The organism is Mesorhizobium sp. M1A.T.Ca.IN.004.03.1.1 (genome assembly GCF_003997555.1).
Taxonomy (GTDB): domain Bacteria; phylum Pseudomonadota; class Alphaproteobacteria; order Rhizobiales; family Rhizobiaceae; genus Mesorhizobium.
The window spans coordinates 1-262 of the sequence record NZ_RZTV01000508.1 but is presented as its reverse complement, the minus strand read 5'-3'; the positions used below and the strand labels follow the sequence as shown (position 1 = coordinate 262).

Sequence of the window (262 nt, the reverse complement as noted above, 5' to 3'; positions counted from 1 at the left end):
GATCTCCTGTCCCAGGCCACCGCCGCCGATTGCAGCAGCGAGAAAATCGTTGAGGTCGTTGCCGGCCGAGAAACAGCCTTCGGTGCCGAGCAAAGCGCTTACGCGGATGGCGGGATCGGCATTCGCCGCATTCAGCGCATCGGCCATTGTCCGGTACATGGCGCGGGTGATGGCGTTTTTCTTCTCCGGCCGGTTGAAGCGGATCAATTGGACGCCGGGATGGGTGGAAGGCTGCTCGACGATGATGTGATCGGTCATAAAG

General features: G+C 60.7%; 1 protein-coding gene. It reads right to left on the bottom strand.

Annotated features, from left to right (window positions below):
• Positions 1-258, bottom strand: a 258-nt coding sequence (locus EOD29_RS32660; RefSeq protein ID WP_206520574.1) for an enoyl-CoA hydratase-related protein, incomplete at its 3' end; no start/stop codon positions are given.
• Positions 259-262: the final 4 nt, after the last annotated feature.